Annotated in this window: 7 protein-coding genes and 5 pseudogenes; 1 reads left to right on the top strand and 11 read right to left on the bottom strand. The window is 45.9% G+C overall.

The genetic code is table 11. From position 1 onward, the window contains the following. Window positions 1-152: 152 nt before the first annotated feature. Window positions 153-1,745: an ABC-F family ATPase gene (locus tag KV201_RS04870; protein ID WP_080514475.1), complete on the top strand. Its 1,593-nt coding sequence runs from the start codon at window positions 153-155 to the stop codon at window positions 1,743-1,745. 129 nt (window positions 1,746-1,874) lie between these two features. Here the strand turns inward: KV201_RS04870 and KV201_RS04865 are convergent, their stop codons facing one another. The 11 genes and pseudogenes from KV201_RS04865 to KV201_RS04815 form a co-directional block, all read right to left on the bottom strand. Beyond that, on the bottom strand, window positions 1,875-2,399 hold the full coding sequence (locus KV201_RS04865) for a lipocalin family protein (RefSeq protein ID WP_107946988.1): 525 nt from the start codon (window positions 2,397-2,399) through the stop codon (window positions 1,875-1,877). Window positions 2,400-2,574: 175 nt separating this feature from the next. Then, window positions 2,575-3,243: pseudogene (locus KV201_RS04860) on the bottom strand (DMT family transporter); the annotation flags it as partial. A 270-nt stretch (window positions 3,244-3,513) separates the two neighbouring features. Next, window positions 3,514-3,714, bottom strand: a pseudogene (locus tag KV201_RS04855) (EamA family transporter); the annotation flags it as partial. A 105-nt stretch (window positions 3,715-3,819) separates the two neighbouring features. Then, window positions 3,820-6,414, bottom strand: coding sequence for an FAD-binding protein (locus KV201_RS04850; RefSeq protein WP_226058683.1), 2,595 nt, complete (start codon window positions 6,412-6,414; stop codon window positions 3,820-3,822). A gap of 147 nt (window positions 6,415-6,561) precedes the next feature. Continuing rightward, on the bottom strand, window positions 6,562-7,590 hold the full coding sequence (locus KV201_RS04845; protein ID WP_226058682.1) for a diguanylate cyclase: 1,029 nt from the start codon (window positions 7,588-7,590) through the stop codon (window positions 6,562-6,564). A gap of 301 nt (window positions 7,591-7,891) precedes the next feature. After that, window positions 7,892-8,929: a transposase gene (locus tag KV201_RS04840; RefSeq protein ID WP_226058681.1), complete on the bottom strand. Its 1,038-nt coding sequence runs from the start codon at window positions 8,927-8,929 to the stop codon at window positions 7,892-7,894. Window positions 8,930-9,018: 89 nt separating this feature from the next. Beyond that, a pseudogene (locus tag KV201_RS04835) lies at window positions 9,019-9,366 on the bottom strand (hypothetical protein); the annotation flags it as partial. Between the two features lie 213 nt (window positions 9,367-9,579). Beyond that, window positions 9,580-10,197: pseudogene (locus KV201_RS04830) on the bottom strand (transposase); the annotation flags it as partial. 241 nt (window positions 10,198-10,438) lie between these two features. Then, window positions 10,439-10,540 (bottom strand): annotated as a pseudogene (locus tag KV201_RS04825) (transposase); the annotation flags it as partial. A 227-nt stretch (window positions 10,541-10,767) separates the two neighbouring features. After that, the gene (locus KV201_RS04820; protein WP_063883207.1) at window positions 10,768-11,142 is read right to left on the bottom strand and encodes a DP-EP family protein; all 375 of its coding nucleotides are present in this window, start codon (window positions 11,140-11,142) and stop codon (window positions 10,768-10,770) included. A 22-nt stretch (window positions 11,143-11,164) separates the two neighbouring features. Next, the gene (locus KV201_RS04815; protein ID WP_226058680.1) at window positions 11,165-14,431 is read right to left on the bottom strand and encodes a winged helix-turn-helix domain-containing protein; all 3,267 of its coding nucleotides are present in this window, start codon (window positions 14,429-14,431) and stop codon (window positions 11,165-11,167) included. Window positions 14,432-14,446 lie beyond the last annotated feature (15 nt).

Genomic DNA, 14,446 nt, shown 5'->3' with positions numbered 1-14,446 from the left:
GCTTTTGATCAGCCTTGGTAGTTGATAATTTAGCCCAAACTGCTATAGTGCCACGTTTATTTTTACCCCTTCGGCATAGCGTTATTTGGTTTATGCTTATTTAAAGCGGCGCCAGCTGGCTCGGCCAACATTACTCGATTTGGAAGTTCATTTTGATCACAACAGCAAATATCACCATGCAGTTCGGCGCTAAGCCACTGTTTGAAAACATCTCAGTTAAATTTGGCGGTGGTAACCGTTACGGTCTTATCGGCGCAAATGGCTGTGGTAAATCGACCTTCATGAAGATCCTGTGTGGTGATCTAGACCCTAGCAGCGGTAACGTCTCGTTAGATGTGAATGAGCGTCTGGGTAAACTAAGCCAGAACCAGTTCGGTTATGAAGAATTCAACCTGATCGATACCGTGATCATGGGCCACCGCGAACTGTGGAAGGTAAAGCAAGAGCGTGACCGTATTTATTCTTTACCTGAAATGAGTGAAGAAGACGGCATTACTGTAGCCAACCTAGAGATGGATTTTGCTGAGATGGACGGTTATACCGCCGAATCTCGCGCCGGTGAATTGCTGTTAGGTGTAGGTATCGGTATCGACAGCCATTTTGGTTTGATGTCTGAAATCGCACCGGGTTTAAAACTGCGTGTACTATTAGCGCAAGCCCTGTTCTCTGATCCAGACGTGCTGCTGCTCGACGAACCCACCAACAACTTGGACATCGACACTATCCGTTGGTTACAAGACATGTTGAACCAACGTAGCAGTACTATGGTTATCATTTCGCATGATAGATATTTCTTAAACTCAGTCTGTACTCACATGGCTGACTTAGACTACGGCGAATTGCGCGTTTACCCAGGTAACTACGACGAATATATGCAAGCGGCTACCCAAGCTCGCGAGCGTTTATTGTCTGATAATGCGAAGAAAAAAGCCCAGATCTCTGAGCTGCAAACCTTCGTAGCACGCTTCTCGGCTAACGCTTCTAAGGCGAAACAAGCCACATCACGTGCCCGTCAAATCGACAAGATTAAGTTAGACGAAGTAAAAGCCTCTAGTCGTGTGAACCCCTTCATTCGTTTCGAGCAAGAGAAGAAACTGTTCCGTAATGCCTTAGTGATTGAAAACCTAACTAAAGGCTACGACACGCCGCTATTTGAAGACTTAAACTTGATTGTTGAAGTGGGCGAGCGCATTGCGGTACTGGGTGAAAACGGCGTCGGTAAAACGACCCTGTTACGTACCCTGATCCACGATATCCCGCAGGATGCCGGTACTATCCAATGGTCTGAAAACGCCAACATTGGTTACTATGCGCAGGACCATGAGTCTGATTTCGCTAACGAAATGACCTTGTTCGAGTGGATGAGCCAATGGCGCAAACCAGAAGATGACGACCAATCAGTACGTGGCATCTTAGGCCGTATGTTGTTTGGTTCTGACGACATTAAAAAGTCAGTCAAAGTGCTGTCTGGTGGTGAGAAAGGTCGTATGTTATTCGGCAAGCTCATCATGCAAAAAGCCAACATTTTAGTGCTCGACGAACCGACCAACCACATGGATATGGAATCGATCGAATCATTAAACAACGCGCTGGAAATGTACGAAGGCACCTTGATTTTCGTGAGTCATGACCGTGCATTTGTATCATCGCTGGCAAACCGTATCCTTGAAGTGACTCACACAGGTGTGAATGACTTCAGAGGCACTTACGATGAGTTCCTTGCTAGCAAAGGTATCGAAGTCTAAGGTTATTCGTGATTTAGCTGCATAAATCAAAACGCCGCAATGCATTGCGGCGTTTTTGTATCTGTTATCTGTCTATTATCTAGCGATTAGCTTTTCGTGTACTTGATTCTAGCGCATTAGCGACGCTCGTTATTGCGCAGACTCTTGCTGCACATAAATCAAACTGTCGGTATCAAAGCCGCGGGCTTTAGATATTTCAACAAACTTTTGCAATACCTCGGGTGGCACAGTCGGGGTTTTAGCCAGTAGCCACAAATAACCCGTGTCGGGTCCTGATATAAAAGCGTATTGATAGTTTTCATGATCTAATTCGAAGACCACATACGATCCATAAAATGGCCCAAAGAAGGAGACTTTCAAATAGCCTTCTGAGTCCCCATTGACAAAATAGGCCTTACCTTCGGCTTCTTTCCATTCGTTTTTAGCCGCTGAGAATCCACGGTTAATGACCATCACACCGCCATCGTCTTTCAGGCTGTACTCTGCGCTAACTTGGCTTAACCCTCTTTCGAATGAATGATCTAAGCGCGCAATCTCGTACCATTTACCTAAGTATTTATTCAGCTCAAAATCATTAACGGGTTGAACGAGTTTAGGCATGCCTAAACAGCCGCTGAGCAAAAATATACTGATGACTAACAGTAGCTTTCTCAATTTGACCTCCTGATCTTAAGTCTTAGTTGCACATCTTAAGTTAAATGTTCAATCAATCCTCTGTCGAGCTTACACTATTTTCTTCACATTATTTCAGCAACTTGGCTTCTGTTGGTAAAAGTCCTGTTGGTTAAAGTTCTGTTGTCTAAAGTCGTCTCGGCGACTGTCCTGTGGGTTACTCGCTCGCAACCCGCACTTTGCGTTGACTGATAAAGCCTTGGCTAATACCGGCTAGAATAATCAAGCCGACACCGCTTAATTGCATTGGGCTCAAGGTTTCACCAAATATCCACCATGCCAGCGTCACTACGATAACCGGTTCCACATAGGCGAGAGTGCCAAAGGTGACTGCTGGCAATTGCCGCAGGGCTTTTACTGCCAGTAATATTGCTAAAAATCCGGGGAAGAATCCAATCGCGACCAACCAAGCAATTTGCGGCAAACTTGGCGTCAGCGGTGAATTTATCACTAAGGGCAACAGGCATAAAGCGCCGACACTAAGCTGCACTAAAGTGCTCTGGTAGGGGGAACTCAGACTCGGTTTTCGGTTAATTAACATAAACCCGCTGTAGGTTAATAGGGCGAGTAGGGCATAAAAATAGCCTAATAATTCAGTGTGATTGCTCGCTTGCTGCGGCCCTGTTGGGATCATTAACATAAAGCCCATCAGCGCGACCACTACGCTTGCCATTCTTAAGCAGGTGAGTTTTTCGGCAAAGAAATAATGGGCGAAAATAGCCGACACCACAGGGGCTAAGTAAATAATCATGATCACATTGGCCATTTGGGTGTACTGAATGGCTTCAATGTAAAACGCCATAAAACCCGCGAGCATAGCGCCATTATATACCCAAGCTACCTCAAGATACGAGTTTCAGAGCGCCTAGGGTGCTTCAATTCAAGGCGCATCAATGACAGAATGTCGGCTACCTTTTGAATTGATGCAACACGGAAGTGGAGTGCCCTAGGCGCTCCGTCCCGGCGGGTTTTAACGCACTTTATGCTGTGTTGGTTATTTTTAACTTAGTCCACTAGGTCCGCAAATAACCGCCTTGCCTAAAGTGCGTTAAATTTCCGCTGAATCCTGCATCTTGAGGTTGTTTGGGTATAAGTTGCGTTTACTCGGTCTATGGCTAATTTGCTGGCCTTTACCTGTGAGCAGCATATAAGCCAATAGAAATAGGGCACCGAGTAGTAAGCGGTAGAAGGTAATGTGTTCGGCGGGTAGGGCGGCAAAGCGCGCTAATACACCGATAGTGCCCATAAGAATGGCCGCCAATAGGGCAAAAATGATAGCTAAAGCTGAGCTTGGCATAGATAACCTACAACAGAGTGAACAGAGAGTTAAGGGGCGACACCGTCCTGTGGACGGCGTCGATTTTGCCTTAAAAACTCACCCTAGGCTATGCCGATATATTAACTAAATAATGCTTTTACGTGAGCGGAAATGGTTAAAGCTATCTTGGCTGTAGGCCGCCTTAATCCGTTTTAACGCGGCGTAATTATGGTCGAAGTACACATCAGTGGGGATAGCCTTATCTTTGAAGCTGATAAAGGCGCCCGAGGTGTTGGGGATGTCATAATTTCGGCTGGCATCAATCCAATCGAGTGCACGATTGATGCGAGTAAACACTTGGCTATCCTGCAATTGTTGTTTCTCTTGCAGCGCGTTATTCCACCAAGTTTGATATTGAATCGTGTATTGTCTGTCCTTGTAGGGGAAGGCGCTGCGGCTCTTTTGCTCTTCGCCCATAGTGCGATAATAATCACCCACAATGGCGCCAAGGGTGACATAGGTAAATAGCCCCAATTGGCGATTACCTTCAAGCACATAGCGAGAGGTTAAGCTTTCGAGCAGTGGCTTATAACCGTCCCTGAGCCCCGTTTGATTGACTAAGCGCGAGGTGACTTTATGGGGCGCGGGCTCATCTAAATCGGGTGGCGTCGGTGAGCGGTTTATGCCTTGTAAGTCAGCTTGCAGATGATGAAAAGATTCCCTTTCCCAATTGGCCATTAAGTTTTCACCGTAGGCTTTGGTGAGTCCGCCCATCCCCTTGATGCGAATTTCATTGGGCACTAGGTCAAACTCATTAAATTGTGTCTGGATAAAGTGATTCAGACTGGCGGAATTGCCTTCCCAAAAGCCATACATCAAGCAGTTATGCTTAATCGACTCTGTGTCTATGTCAGGCGTTTTGTGTTGTTCTGCGGGGAAATGTCTGGCATTTATCTTGAGATTGGTGCCAATCAAACAGCCAGTGCTGTCGGCATTAATGATGGCTTCCCAGCGCTGTAAAATGTCTTTGGTTGGGGTGTGCTCAATGAGTTCTTGGGTTTGTTTGTCATAGCAATTCCACTCTAATTCAAACTTGAGCAGGCAAGGCGGTAGTGGAAAGGTTTGCACAAAAAAGCGGGTCACTATGCCGTAACTTAACCCACCGCCCCCCTTGAGCGCCCAGAGTAACTCAGGTTTATTGGCAACCGAGACGACTTGGGTTTCACCAATGCCGAGGACGATTTCTGCCTGTAATAGGGATTCGCAGCACATGCCGTATTTGCGGGTCCAAGGTCCTGAGCCGCCGCCCATAATAAATCCCGCTAAGGCAACGTTGCCACTAGTGCCATGGGGGATCATCACGCCTTTTTTCGCAAGGGCAGTGGTGAGATTGATAAAGCGATTGCCTGGGCCAATGGCCGCAATACCTGTGATGGGATCTAAAGTGAGGCTATCCATCTTCAGCAGATCCAACACTATGGTATTGGTTTCAGTGCTTTCACCTTCGTGATCATTCCCACCCGAGCGCACACTGATCGGCAAGTTATAATCGATGGCTGCTTTATAGGCGATTTTGACTTCTTCAGTGGAAGTGCATTTGATGATCGCCAGTGGTTTTTTTTGTAACCTGCGGTTGAACAGCTGGCAAGCCTGTTGGTAGGCAATCATTTGCTTACCCGTGCTGACCGAGAATTGTTGCTCACTATAATAATGGCCAGCGGTAATAATATTGTCGGCCGGAATGTGTGCGCGAACTTCATTGATGAAATTAACAAAGTTTTTGGCTTGGGTGATCACTAAGTTTTCACTGATCCGCACTTCTGCACTTAATTCTTCTTCGGTCGATTGCATAATCAAACAATCCCGTTCGAGTTCATTCGCGACGGTCACTTTAATATTCGAACGATAGGCCGTCAGCGATTTAAATACTTCGATATTGAGAGTGATATCCGCTTGGTTGCTCGCCGCGTAATTAACGACATAATTAAAATTAGGCCAAGTGTTATAGTCACACTCAATAATATAGGCTCGGCGTTCGTGGGGCGGAATAATCTTAGGCAGTTGTTGATTATAGGCGTTGCTATCCGCGGTGGTTTTTATGAATTGATATTCAGTATCATTAAATATGACCAGCAGCACTTTTTGTCTTTGAAGTGGGATAACGTTTTCATCACGAAAATTATATACATCTTGATGCTGATAAATGTAAAGGTTATTTTCGGTAATCGATTTTTGTTGCGCCGGATTACGATAATAGTCGACAATTTCGGTTCGGGTTAATAATCGATTAAGTAAAGTGATGCCAAATATTTCACCATCGAAATGAGTGTCGCGGTGATTGGGTAATGACACGTTTTCAATTAAAAACTCATTGTCAGCAACCAGTGACAGGTTATTGAGTTGTGTATGGGTAATTTCACCATCCACATAACAATTGATTTCATGGTATTCATGGCAGATAGGCAATAAGTGCCACTGGCTGTCGTTAAGTCCACCTAAGGTTGAAATTGCCTCAACCCGCAGCAAGGTGGTATTAATCACGCATTCAATATGCCCCAGTGAATTAATATCCACCGCGAAATAAGTATCTTCTCGATCGGTTTTATAATGGAACACACGCCCACCTGCGCTGGTTTTTACCCAACACTGGTAAGTAAATATGGCAAGGGGTGACGTGCTCACGGGTAAGCTTTTTTCAATCACTGCCCGTATATTTCTTGATGCCTCAAGCTTATTCATATTCGTGCGTCCTTTCGTGTGCTTTGCGTGTTTTACCTCAGTGCGCTAAAGCGCTACTGGGGTAATTCATCCCGTGGTTAATCCATCGCGGGTAACTAAGTCGCGGGTAAATCAGTTTTGGTTAAATAAGTCGCCAATTAATGGGGATTAAAGCGACGTATTGATCCTGTCACGGCCATCGGCTTTAGCGCGATACAATGCGGTATCGGCGGCGCACAGCATGGCGAGTGAGGTACGGAATTGGCCATTGATTTCACTCGCAATCCCTTGGCTCGCGCTCACAGAGACATAGTCGCGCAGGCCTTGCTCAGTAAAGCGCAGGTCATTAATCCCTTGCTGCACTTTTTGGGCAATCGTCAGTGCCATTTTGGCATTGTGGCTTGGTAGTATTAGCGCGAATTCTTCACCGCCGTAACGCGCTGCCAGGCCAATGTCTATTGGCACTATGTCAGCAATCACTTTGGCAATCTTACGTAGACATTCGTCGCCTTGGATATGGCCGAATTGGTCGTTGAACACTTTGAAATAATCCACATCGATAATCACCACACTGATAGGGCGCAGCTTACCTGTGCATTCTTCCCAATAGTGATGCAGCATTTCGTCGAAGTATCGGCGGTTCGCCAGCCCAGTCAGTGAATCCGTGGCAGCCAATTTACGCAGCTTTTGATTCTCCGCTTTGTGCTGCGTTAAATCGTGCATCATCATCACGAACAGAGGTTCATGGCTGGGGATGTAGGAAATGGAGAGTTCGACATCTTTTGCTTTGCCTGAGGCGGTAATGAGGGTGATTTCTTCGGCGCAGTGCTGCACTGGAATGCCGCAGTTTTTGCCTAATTTAATATCATTGCTCAGCAGATTGTCGTAGCGAGCTTGATGGTGCTCGGTCAAAAAGTTGCGCCAGTCTTGTCCCTTCAAACTGGCCTGCGGGCACGTCAGTAAGTCAGCACCTTTGCTATTGCTAAAGTAAATGTAACCTTGGGCATTGACGATAATCACCGGCTCGGTCAGATGCTGAATAAACTGTTGAATCGTTTCAATCGAGGCATGCTCGAAGAAGGTTAACGGCAATGCGGGCTCGACCAAGCCTTGCTGCGCAGTACACTGTAAGCCATTGCCTTCACCCACAAGTGATAATGGATGTTGTGAGCGAGTCTGTTTAGGTGAGCTTGTCATTGTTATCATTCTCCGTGAACCTAATGTCATCTGCGCTAAGCGCTTTTCTGATGATGACTTTATTCTCAGCAAAGAAAAGATACCTTCTGCTTACCTTCCGATTTAATCTATTGTTTGTAAAGGTTTTAAATTTACTCTTCTCACGGTAAATTCTCAGGTTTAGCGGAAATGTGCGAGATTTTGGGGTATGGCTAAGTTGAAAGAGTGGCACCCATGAGTGGATTTTTGGCTATTAAGCGGCAAGCGCAAAGCATTTTAGTGTCGAAATTTAACCGCAGATAAAGAGTAGGAAACGGCTCGTTTACCCTAAAGGTTGATTTGGATGCAGAGCTTCGCTACTCGATTTTCCTCTACACCATTTACCACCTTGCTGAAGTTTAAAAGCGCACATCGCATCCCAACGACCACTGATGCCACTGTACTGGCGGCGAAAATCTTTAGCAGAGCTGAGCCAAGCATCTGATGCAATCCCTAATTCGTTAAGCAACTTAGGTCGCTGGTTATCGATAAAGCCTTTTTTATCATGGCGAATCGCGCGGCCAGTCCAATCGATAAGTTCCAGATAATCGGCAAAATGAAAGGGGATGCCCGTTTGTCGATGAAGGTGCGTTGCACCATCAAATTTTGCGAGGGATTTATGTGGTGTTGGCTGAGAGTTATCTACTGGGGTTTTGGTTATCTGTGGTGTGATGCTGTTAGGGGAAAGTGCATTTAGACGTTCTTGAATTGATGTAAAATCAGAGGATTGCAAAGAGTCGGCAATCCCTGCTCGAATAGGGTTTAAATCCACGTACATCATGCAGGCTAGTAAGGCTTGCTCATCTAGCAAAGCTTGGGATTTGAAACGGCCTTCCCAGAAGGCACCTTTACACTCATCTTCTCGATTTGCTTTACGGGCAATCTCTTCGTTCAGGCAGCGCATAAACCAAGATATGCTGGATAAACGTTCATGCCATTCGGTAATTAACCCATCGAGCAGCATGCGTTCACCGTCAATTAAGGCATCACCATTCATATATTTAGTGGCAATGGCATGGCCTTTGGTGATTTGACACCACCGGCTGATAACCTCTTTTGGGCTTAAGGTTTTTGCTTCCTCAACATCAATTTTAAGTACTAAATGGTAATGGTTGTTCATCACTGCATAGGCGCAAATGTCGATACAAAAGATAGCAGATAATGCTTTGATTTTATCGACAATCCAGCCACGTCTATGTTCATAACTGCGGCCTGTGAGTTTATCTTCACCGCACAGAAAAGCCCTTCTGACACAGCGATTTATCACATGATAGAAGGGCGTTGTATTGGCATCGATAAGCATTCTTCTGGCCGAGGTCATGACTCGCTCCAAACAGACAAGGTGAAGATAATCTAAAGACTAGTAGAAGAGGGGACAAAGCACAAAAAGACATGGCTGTCCCCGCTTTTGTCAATTAAGGCTTCACCATTCATATACTTAGTTGCGACAGTATGGCCTTTAGTTATTTGACACCACCGGCTGATAACCTCTTTTGGGCTTAAGGTTTTTGCTTCCTCAACATCAATTTTAAGTACTAAATGGTAATGGTTGTTCATCACTGCATAGGCGCAAATGTCGATACAAAAGATAGCAGATAATGCTTTGATTTTATCGACAATCCAGCCACGTCTATGTTCATAACTGCGGCCTGTGAGTTTATCTTCACCGCACAGAAAAGCCCTTCTGACACAGCGATTTATCACATGATAGAAGGGCGTTGTATTGGCATCGATAAGCATTCTTCTGGCCGAGGTCATGACTCGCTCCAAACAGACAAGGTGAAGATAATCTAAAGACTAGTAGAAGAGGGGACAAAGCACAAAAAGACATGGCTGTCTCAGCTTTATCCTTATCGACAAAAAACGGATTATAAGCGGATGTCTTGTGAGAAATGCTCTGCCGCAGCGGCAGAGCATTTAGAGCTCATTTCAGGAAGCACTTATCTCGAAAAGATATGGCTGTCCTCGATTTTTAATTGATGTAAAATCAGAAGATTGTAAAGAGCCGGCAATCCCTGCTCGAATAGGGTTTAAATCCACGTACATCATGCAGGCTAGTAAGGCTTGCTCATCTAGCAAAGCTTGGGATTTGAAACGGCCTTCCCAGAACGCGCCTTTACACTCATCTTCACGATTCGCTTTACGGGCAATCTCTTCATTTAGGCATCGCATAAACCAAGAAATACTGCTTAATCGCTCTTGCCACTCGGCAATTAAGGCATCGAGTAACATGCGTTCACCGTCGATTAAGGCATCACCATTCATATATTTAGTGGCAGTGGCATGGCCTTTGGTGATTTGACACCACCGGCTGATAACCTCTTTTTGGCTTAAGGTTTTTGCTTCCTCAACATCAATTTTAAGTACTAAATGGTAATGGTTGTTCATCACTGCATAGGCGCAAATGTCGATACAAAAGATAGCAGATAATGCTTTGATTTTATCGACAATCCAGCCACGTCTATGTTCATAACTGCGGCCTGTGAGTTTATCTTCACCGCACAGAAAAGCCCTTCTGACACAGCGATTTATCACATGATAGAAGGGCGTTGTATTGGCATCGATAAGCATTCTTCTGGCCGAGGTCATGACTCGCTCCAAACAGACAAGGTGAAGATAATCTAAAGACTAGTAGAAGAGGGGACAAAGCACAAAAAGACATGGCTGTCCCCGCTTTTCGTTCTCACATGGTAGAAGGGCGTTGTATTAGCATAGATAAGCATTCTTCTGGCCGAGGTCATCATCCGCTCCAAACAGACGCAATCAAGATAATGTAAAGGCTAGTACTAAGAGGGAACAAAGCACAAAAAGACATGGCTGTCCCCGCTTTTCTATCTTCACCGCACAGAAAAGCCCTTCTGACACAGCGATTTATCACATGATAGAAGGGCGTTGTATGGGCATCGATAAGCATTCTTCTGGCCGAGGTCATGACTCGCTCCAAACAGACAAGGTGAAGATAATCTAAAGACTAGTAGAAGAGGGGACAAAGCACAAAAAGACATGGCTGTCCCTGCTTTTGCCTGCTTTTGTGATGGGAAAACGGAGGATAAGCGGATGTCTTGTGAGAAATGCTCTGCCGCAGCGGCAGAGCATTTAGAGCTCATTTCAGGAAGCACTTATCTCGAAAAGATATGGCTGTCCCCGCTTTTTTTCGCTTTAATCACGATCATTAATGATTTGTGGATCAGGGCTAAGTAACAGTAAAGTATTGTTAGTATTAGTGAGTACAAACTGAAACTTAGTTGTACCAGAAGTGTGGTCAAGGTCGATCATCTGCAATATCGCGCCATCACTGCTTAGGGTCAAAGCATCTATAATGCCATCAAAGGGGGTTAAAAAGCCTGCGCCTACGAATTTAAGTCCCTTACCAGTTTGGTCATCGAGTAGGTAAGTGATAGTGCTAGCAGCAGTAATAGTCACATCACCTGGGCATTCACTTCCTTCTGCATTTGTATAAGTGAACACAGGTTCACCATTTTCAAGAGCCACCGTGACTTTAACATAATGAGCTTGTCCATAATTGTCTGACATCTGTTATTTCCTTTGTGTGTTGTTAAAATTTAATACTTTGTATTCCTGCATGTTTTAGTCTATTTACGAGTTCTTGATCTCGATCCAGTTCCCCTAAACAGTCAAGCGCTCTACTATAAGGTTGTAAATATTGGGGATCTCTATCTTTATTCTGAATTTGCATGAGTCGATTCTTTGCTCGCATGCAGTTCTGTTGCATGGCTTTTATATCATGTTGTTGATTGAATAATTGAGCATTTAGTAGTTCCACTTCTGCCATGCTGGCATGATATTTAAATTCATATGGAGCGTCATTGATCAATGTTGTAAGTAAAGCTTTTGCTTCTTCTATTAGATCCCAGCTTTTCTGGTACTGCCCAGTAAGCTGGTAATATTGAGCGGCATTTTTTAGCAGCATAGCTTTCAGTGGGCCGTATCTACGACTGGAAGAAAAAGCAGCCTTTTCTTTTGAAAGTTCAGCTTGCAAAGTTACAGGTGTATAAGTACAACGAGGATCTTTAAGAGTAGCGTTAAGCAACATTAGTTGGAACTTGAGGTAATACAGTTTTGTTTTCCATGCGGAATTTTCGGGATCTAAAGCTACAGCCTGCTGCATTAGGCTTTCTCCCTGCAATGCATTATCAAAAGCTTGCTGAGTAAGGTTTTGATATCCCAATAAATCAGAACTATTTCTCAAACTGCTTGCCAGTCTGTCTAATAGATATCCATCCACACTATTTATTTTCCTTATTGCTTCTAACCCAACCTGCAGCTGCTTATGTATTGTGATTGCAGAATTTAAGTCACCCTGAGAGAGGGCAGCACTCGCTAACCAAGATCTAGTATCCGCCACATCCGCAATCAGCTGACTATCCTCAGGTGCTTTTGCCAAGGCGAGCAATTTAAGTCTTAATGATTCCTCAAAATCTTGCTGTGCTTTGGCAAATTCCTGCTGCTTCATTGAAACCGAGCCCAAAGTATTATGGGCGTACGACAGCTCCATTAGCGCATCTTTATCTTCGGGCGCAAGGGCGTACATGGTTTGGCTGTATTTTAAGTATTGCTCGTAAAAAGGGCGTGACGCCGCCCAATCACTGACATCATATTGCAGTTGCCCTAACCAGAACGCATTGGCACCTAGGGTTTTTAGTAGGGCTAAGTTTTCAGGCTGCACACTCAAGAGCGGCAACATTTTTTCTTGCGCCGCCAGTAATGCGCTGCGAGCTTCATCGATTCTATTGCGCGAATATGCCACTTCGCCCATGGCCTCTAAGGTTTGGCCGTGTTGGAAGCGGGCGTCAAAACTTAAGTGTGCATCATCCTCTTTATTGGAAAAATCACTGAAATATTCCAGTGCTTTATTGCTGATCCCGTCGAGTAAGTCCATGCGGCCGATGCCGCGCATCTTGTCGGCGAAGTCGCCCACCATGAAACCGAGTAAATCTTCGGCGGCGAGGCGTTTTTGCAGGGCGAGTTTTTCAGCTTCTATGCTGCGCACACTCATGATAATGGAAGTGAGGGTGAGGACGCATAATAGGGTGACGGTTAAGCGCCTCGTCCAGCGCAGCATATTGGCGCGTTTGGTGGAGGCTGTGATAAAGGCGGTTTCGGGAGCGTCTAAATCGAATAACGGATTTTGGCTGAGGCTTTGGGCTTCTTTTAAAGGTTTACCTTCAGCGAGTAGATAGGCGCTGTGTTTGGCTTCGCTGAGCCAGCGTGTTGAAAGATGCTGTAGGCGACTCTTAATACTCAAGCTGTCGCTATGTTCGCTAATCCAAGCCGTCGCCCGTGGCCAACGACGCAGCAGGGCTTCGTGGGCGATGCTAAAACAGGGTTCACCATTTTGCAGATGCGACACGAATAAGCGGCTATCGACCATGGCTTGCACTAGGGCGGTTTCGGCGGTGCTTTGCAGCTGCGACCAGCGGGCGGTGCGGCTGGTGATGGACTTTTCATCTTCGCGCAAGGTGACTAGCAGGGATAAAATCCGTGGCAGACTGGCTTTTTCGGCATCGCTTAAATGGGAAATCGCTTGCTCGGCATTTTTACCAATCGCCCCTTCAATACCGCCAAGCGCATGATAAACCGAGACTAATAACTTATCGTCGGCGCTGCGCTGCAAATACAAGGCCTGCAGAGTGTATTGCAACATGGGCAGTGCATCTGGGTTACTGGCTGCGTCGCTGCAGAGCATTTCATCGAGCGGCATTGCGGTTTCGCTGTCAACTTCCCAGCTTAAGTTGGCGGCCACCGCGGGCAGGCGGATCATTTGCAACAGTTCAGTGCGTGTCGGCGGCGCTAAGTCAAAGTGTGCGCCGCGGGATTTGCCGGCCATTAAGCTTGGGTAGCCCACAAGTAAAGGATAAAAATCGTTGCGACAGGCACTGATAATAATCACGGCCTTAGAGGTGGCGAGTTGCTCCAGCAGTTCAACAAATACTGTGCGCTCGGTGTCGCTAAATAGCGGTGATGAGAGCAACACTTCTAATCGGTCGATAAACAAGGCAAAAAACGGATTGGAAAAGGGTTTAGCCTTGAGCGCTTGGGTGCACTGGTTGATTACGCCTTGGATATCATCGACGAGTTGAACTGCCAGAGTATCGGCACTCATGCCTTCGAATACTGGGGTGTCGTTGATTTCCCAGTCGAGCATAGCGCTGGCAAGATCGGTTAACAGTTGCCCTTTACTCACATCGGCAAAATCTAAGCTGCTGAATGACGCGACACCAATGCCGTTATAGCCGCCGCCCTTCATTAAATTGGGCACAACACCGGCATTTATCAGGGAGGATTTACCGCTGCCACTTGGGCCTAAAATCAGACAGAAGGCACGACCATAGATGATTTGCTGGCTGATACGGTTAAGCAAAGTGCTGATTTGTTCACTGCGACCAAAAAACACCTCGGCATAGTTAGCGTTATAGGCTTGCAGACCCGGAAAGGGCGAGCCGCCTTGCCAACTTTGCGGGCTGGCGGTGGCTTCGTGGCCGATAGGAAAACGCACTTCGGCTAAGGTGCGATAGCCGCGTTTGCGTATGGTTTCTATATAGGTGGGATCGGTGGCGCTATCGCCTAATGCTCTACGTAACTGATTGATAATTTTGTGTAGTGGATTGTCGCCAGTATCAACACCCGGCCAGCAGTGGCTGACTATTTCATCACTGCTGACGACTTCGCCCGCCCGTTGACAGAGAAACAGCAGCACATCCATCGCCTTGGGCTCAAGTTGTTTGACTTGTTTGCCAAGGAGCAGACTATTGGCGCTGGGATTGATTTGCCATTCACCAAAGAAAAATGTGCTGTCACTCATAACGATGTCCATTTA

The organism is Shewanella sp. SR1 (assembly GCF_020447145.1).
Lineage (GTDB): Bacteria > Pseudomonadota > Gammaproteobacteria > Enterobacterales > Shewanellaceae > Shewanella > Shewanella baltica.
Note: the sequence above shows the minus strand (reverse complement) of the source record. Positions and strands in the feature narration are given on the sequence as shown.

Coding starts and splice junctions, on each gene's coding strand:
- KV201_RS04820 (WP_063883207.1), bottom strand. CDS start 11,142: ATGTCAGACAATTATGGACAAGCTCATTATGTTAAAGTCACGGTGGCT.
- KV201_RS04850 (WP_226058683.1), bottom strand. CDS start 6,414: ATGAATAAGCTTGAGGCATCAAGAAATATACGGGCAGTGATTGAAAAA.
- KV201_RS04845 (WP_226058682.1), bottom strand. CDS start 7,590: ATGACAAGCTCACCTAAACAGACTCGCTCACAACATCCATTATCACTT.
- KV201_RS04815 (WP_226058680.1), bottom strand. CDS start 14,431: ATGAGTGACAGCACATTTTTCTTTGGTGAATGGCAAATCAATCCCAGC.
- KV201_RS04840 (WP_226058681.1), bottom strand. CDS start 8,929: ATGACCTCGGCCAGAAGAATGCTTATCGATGCCAATACAACGCCCTTC.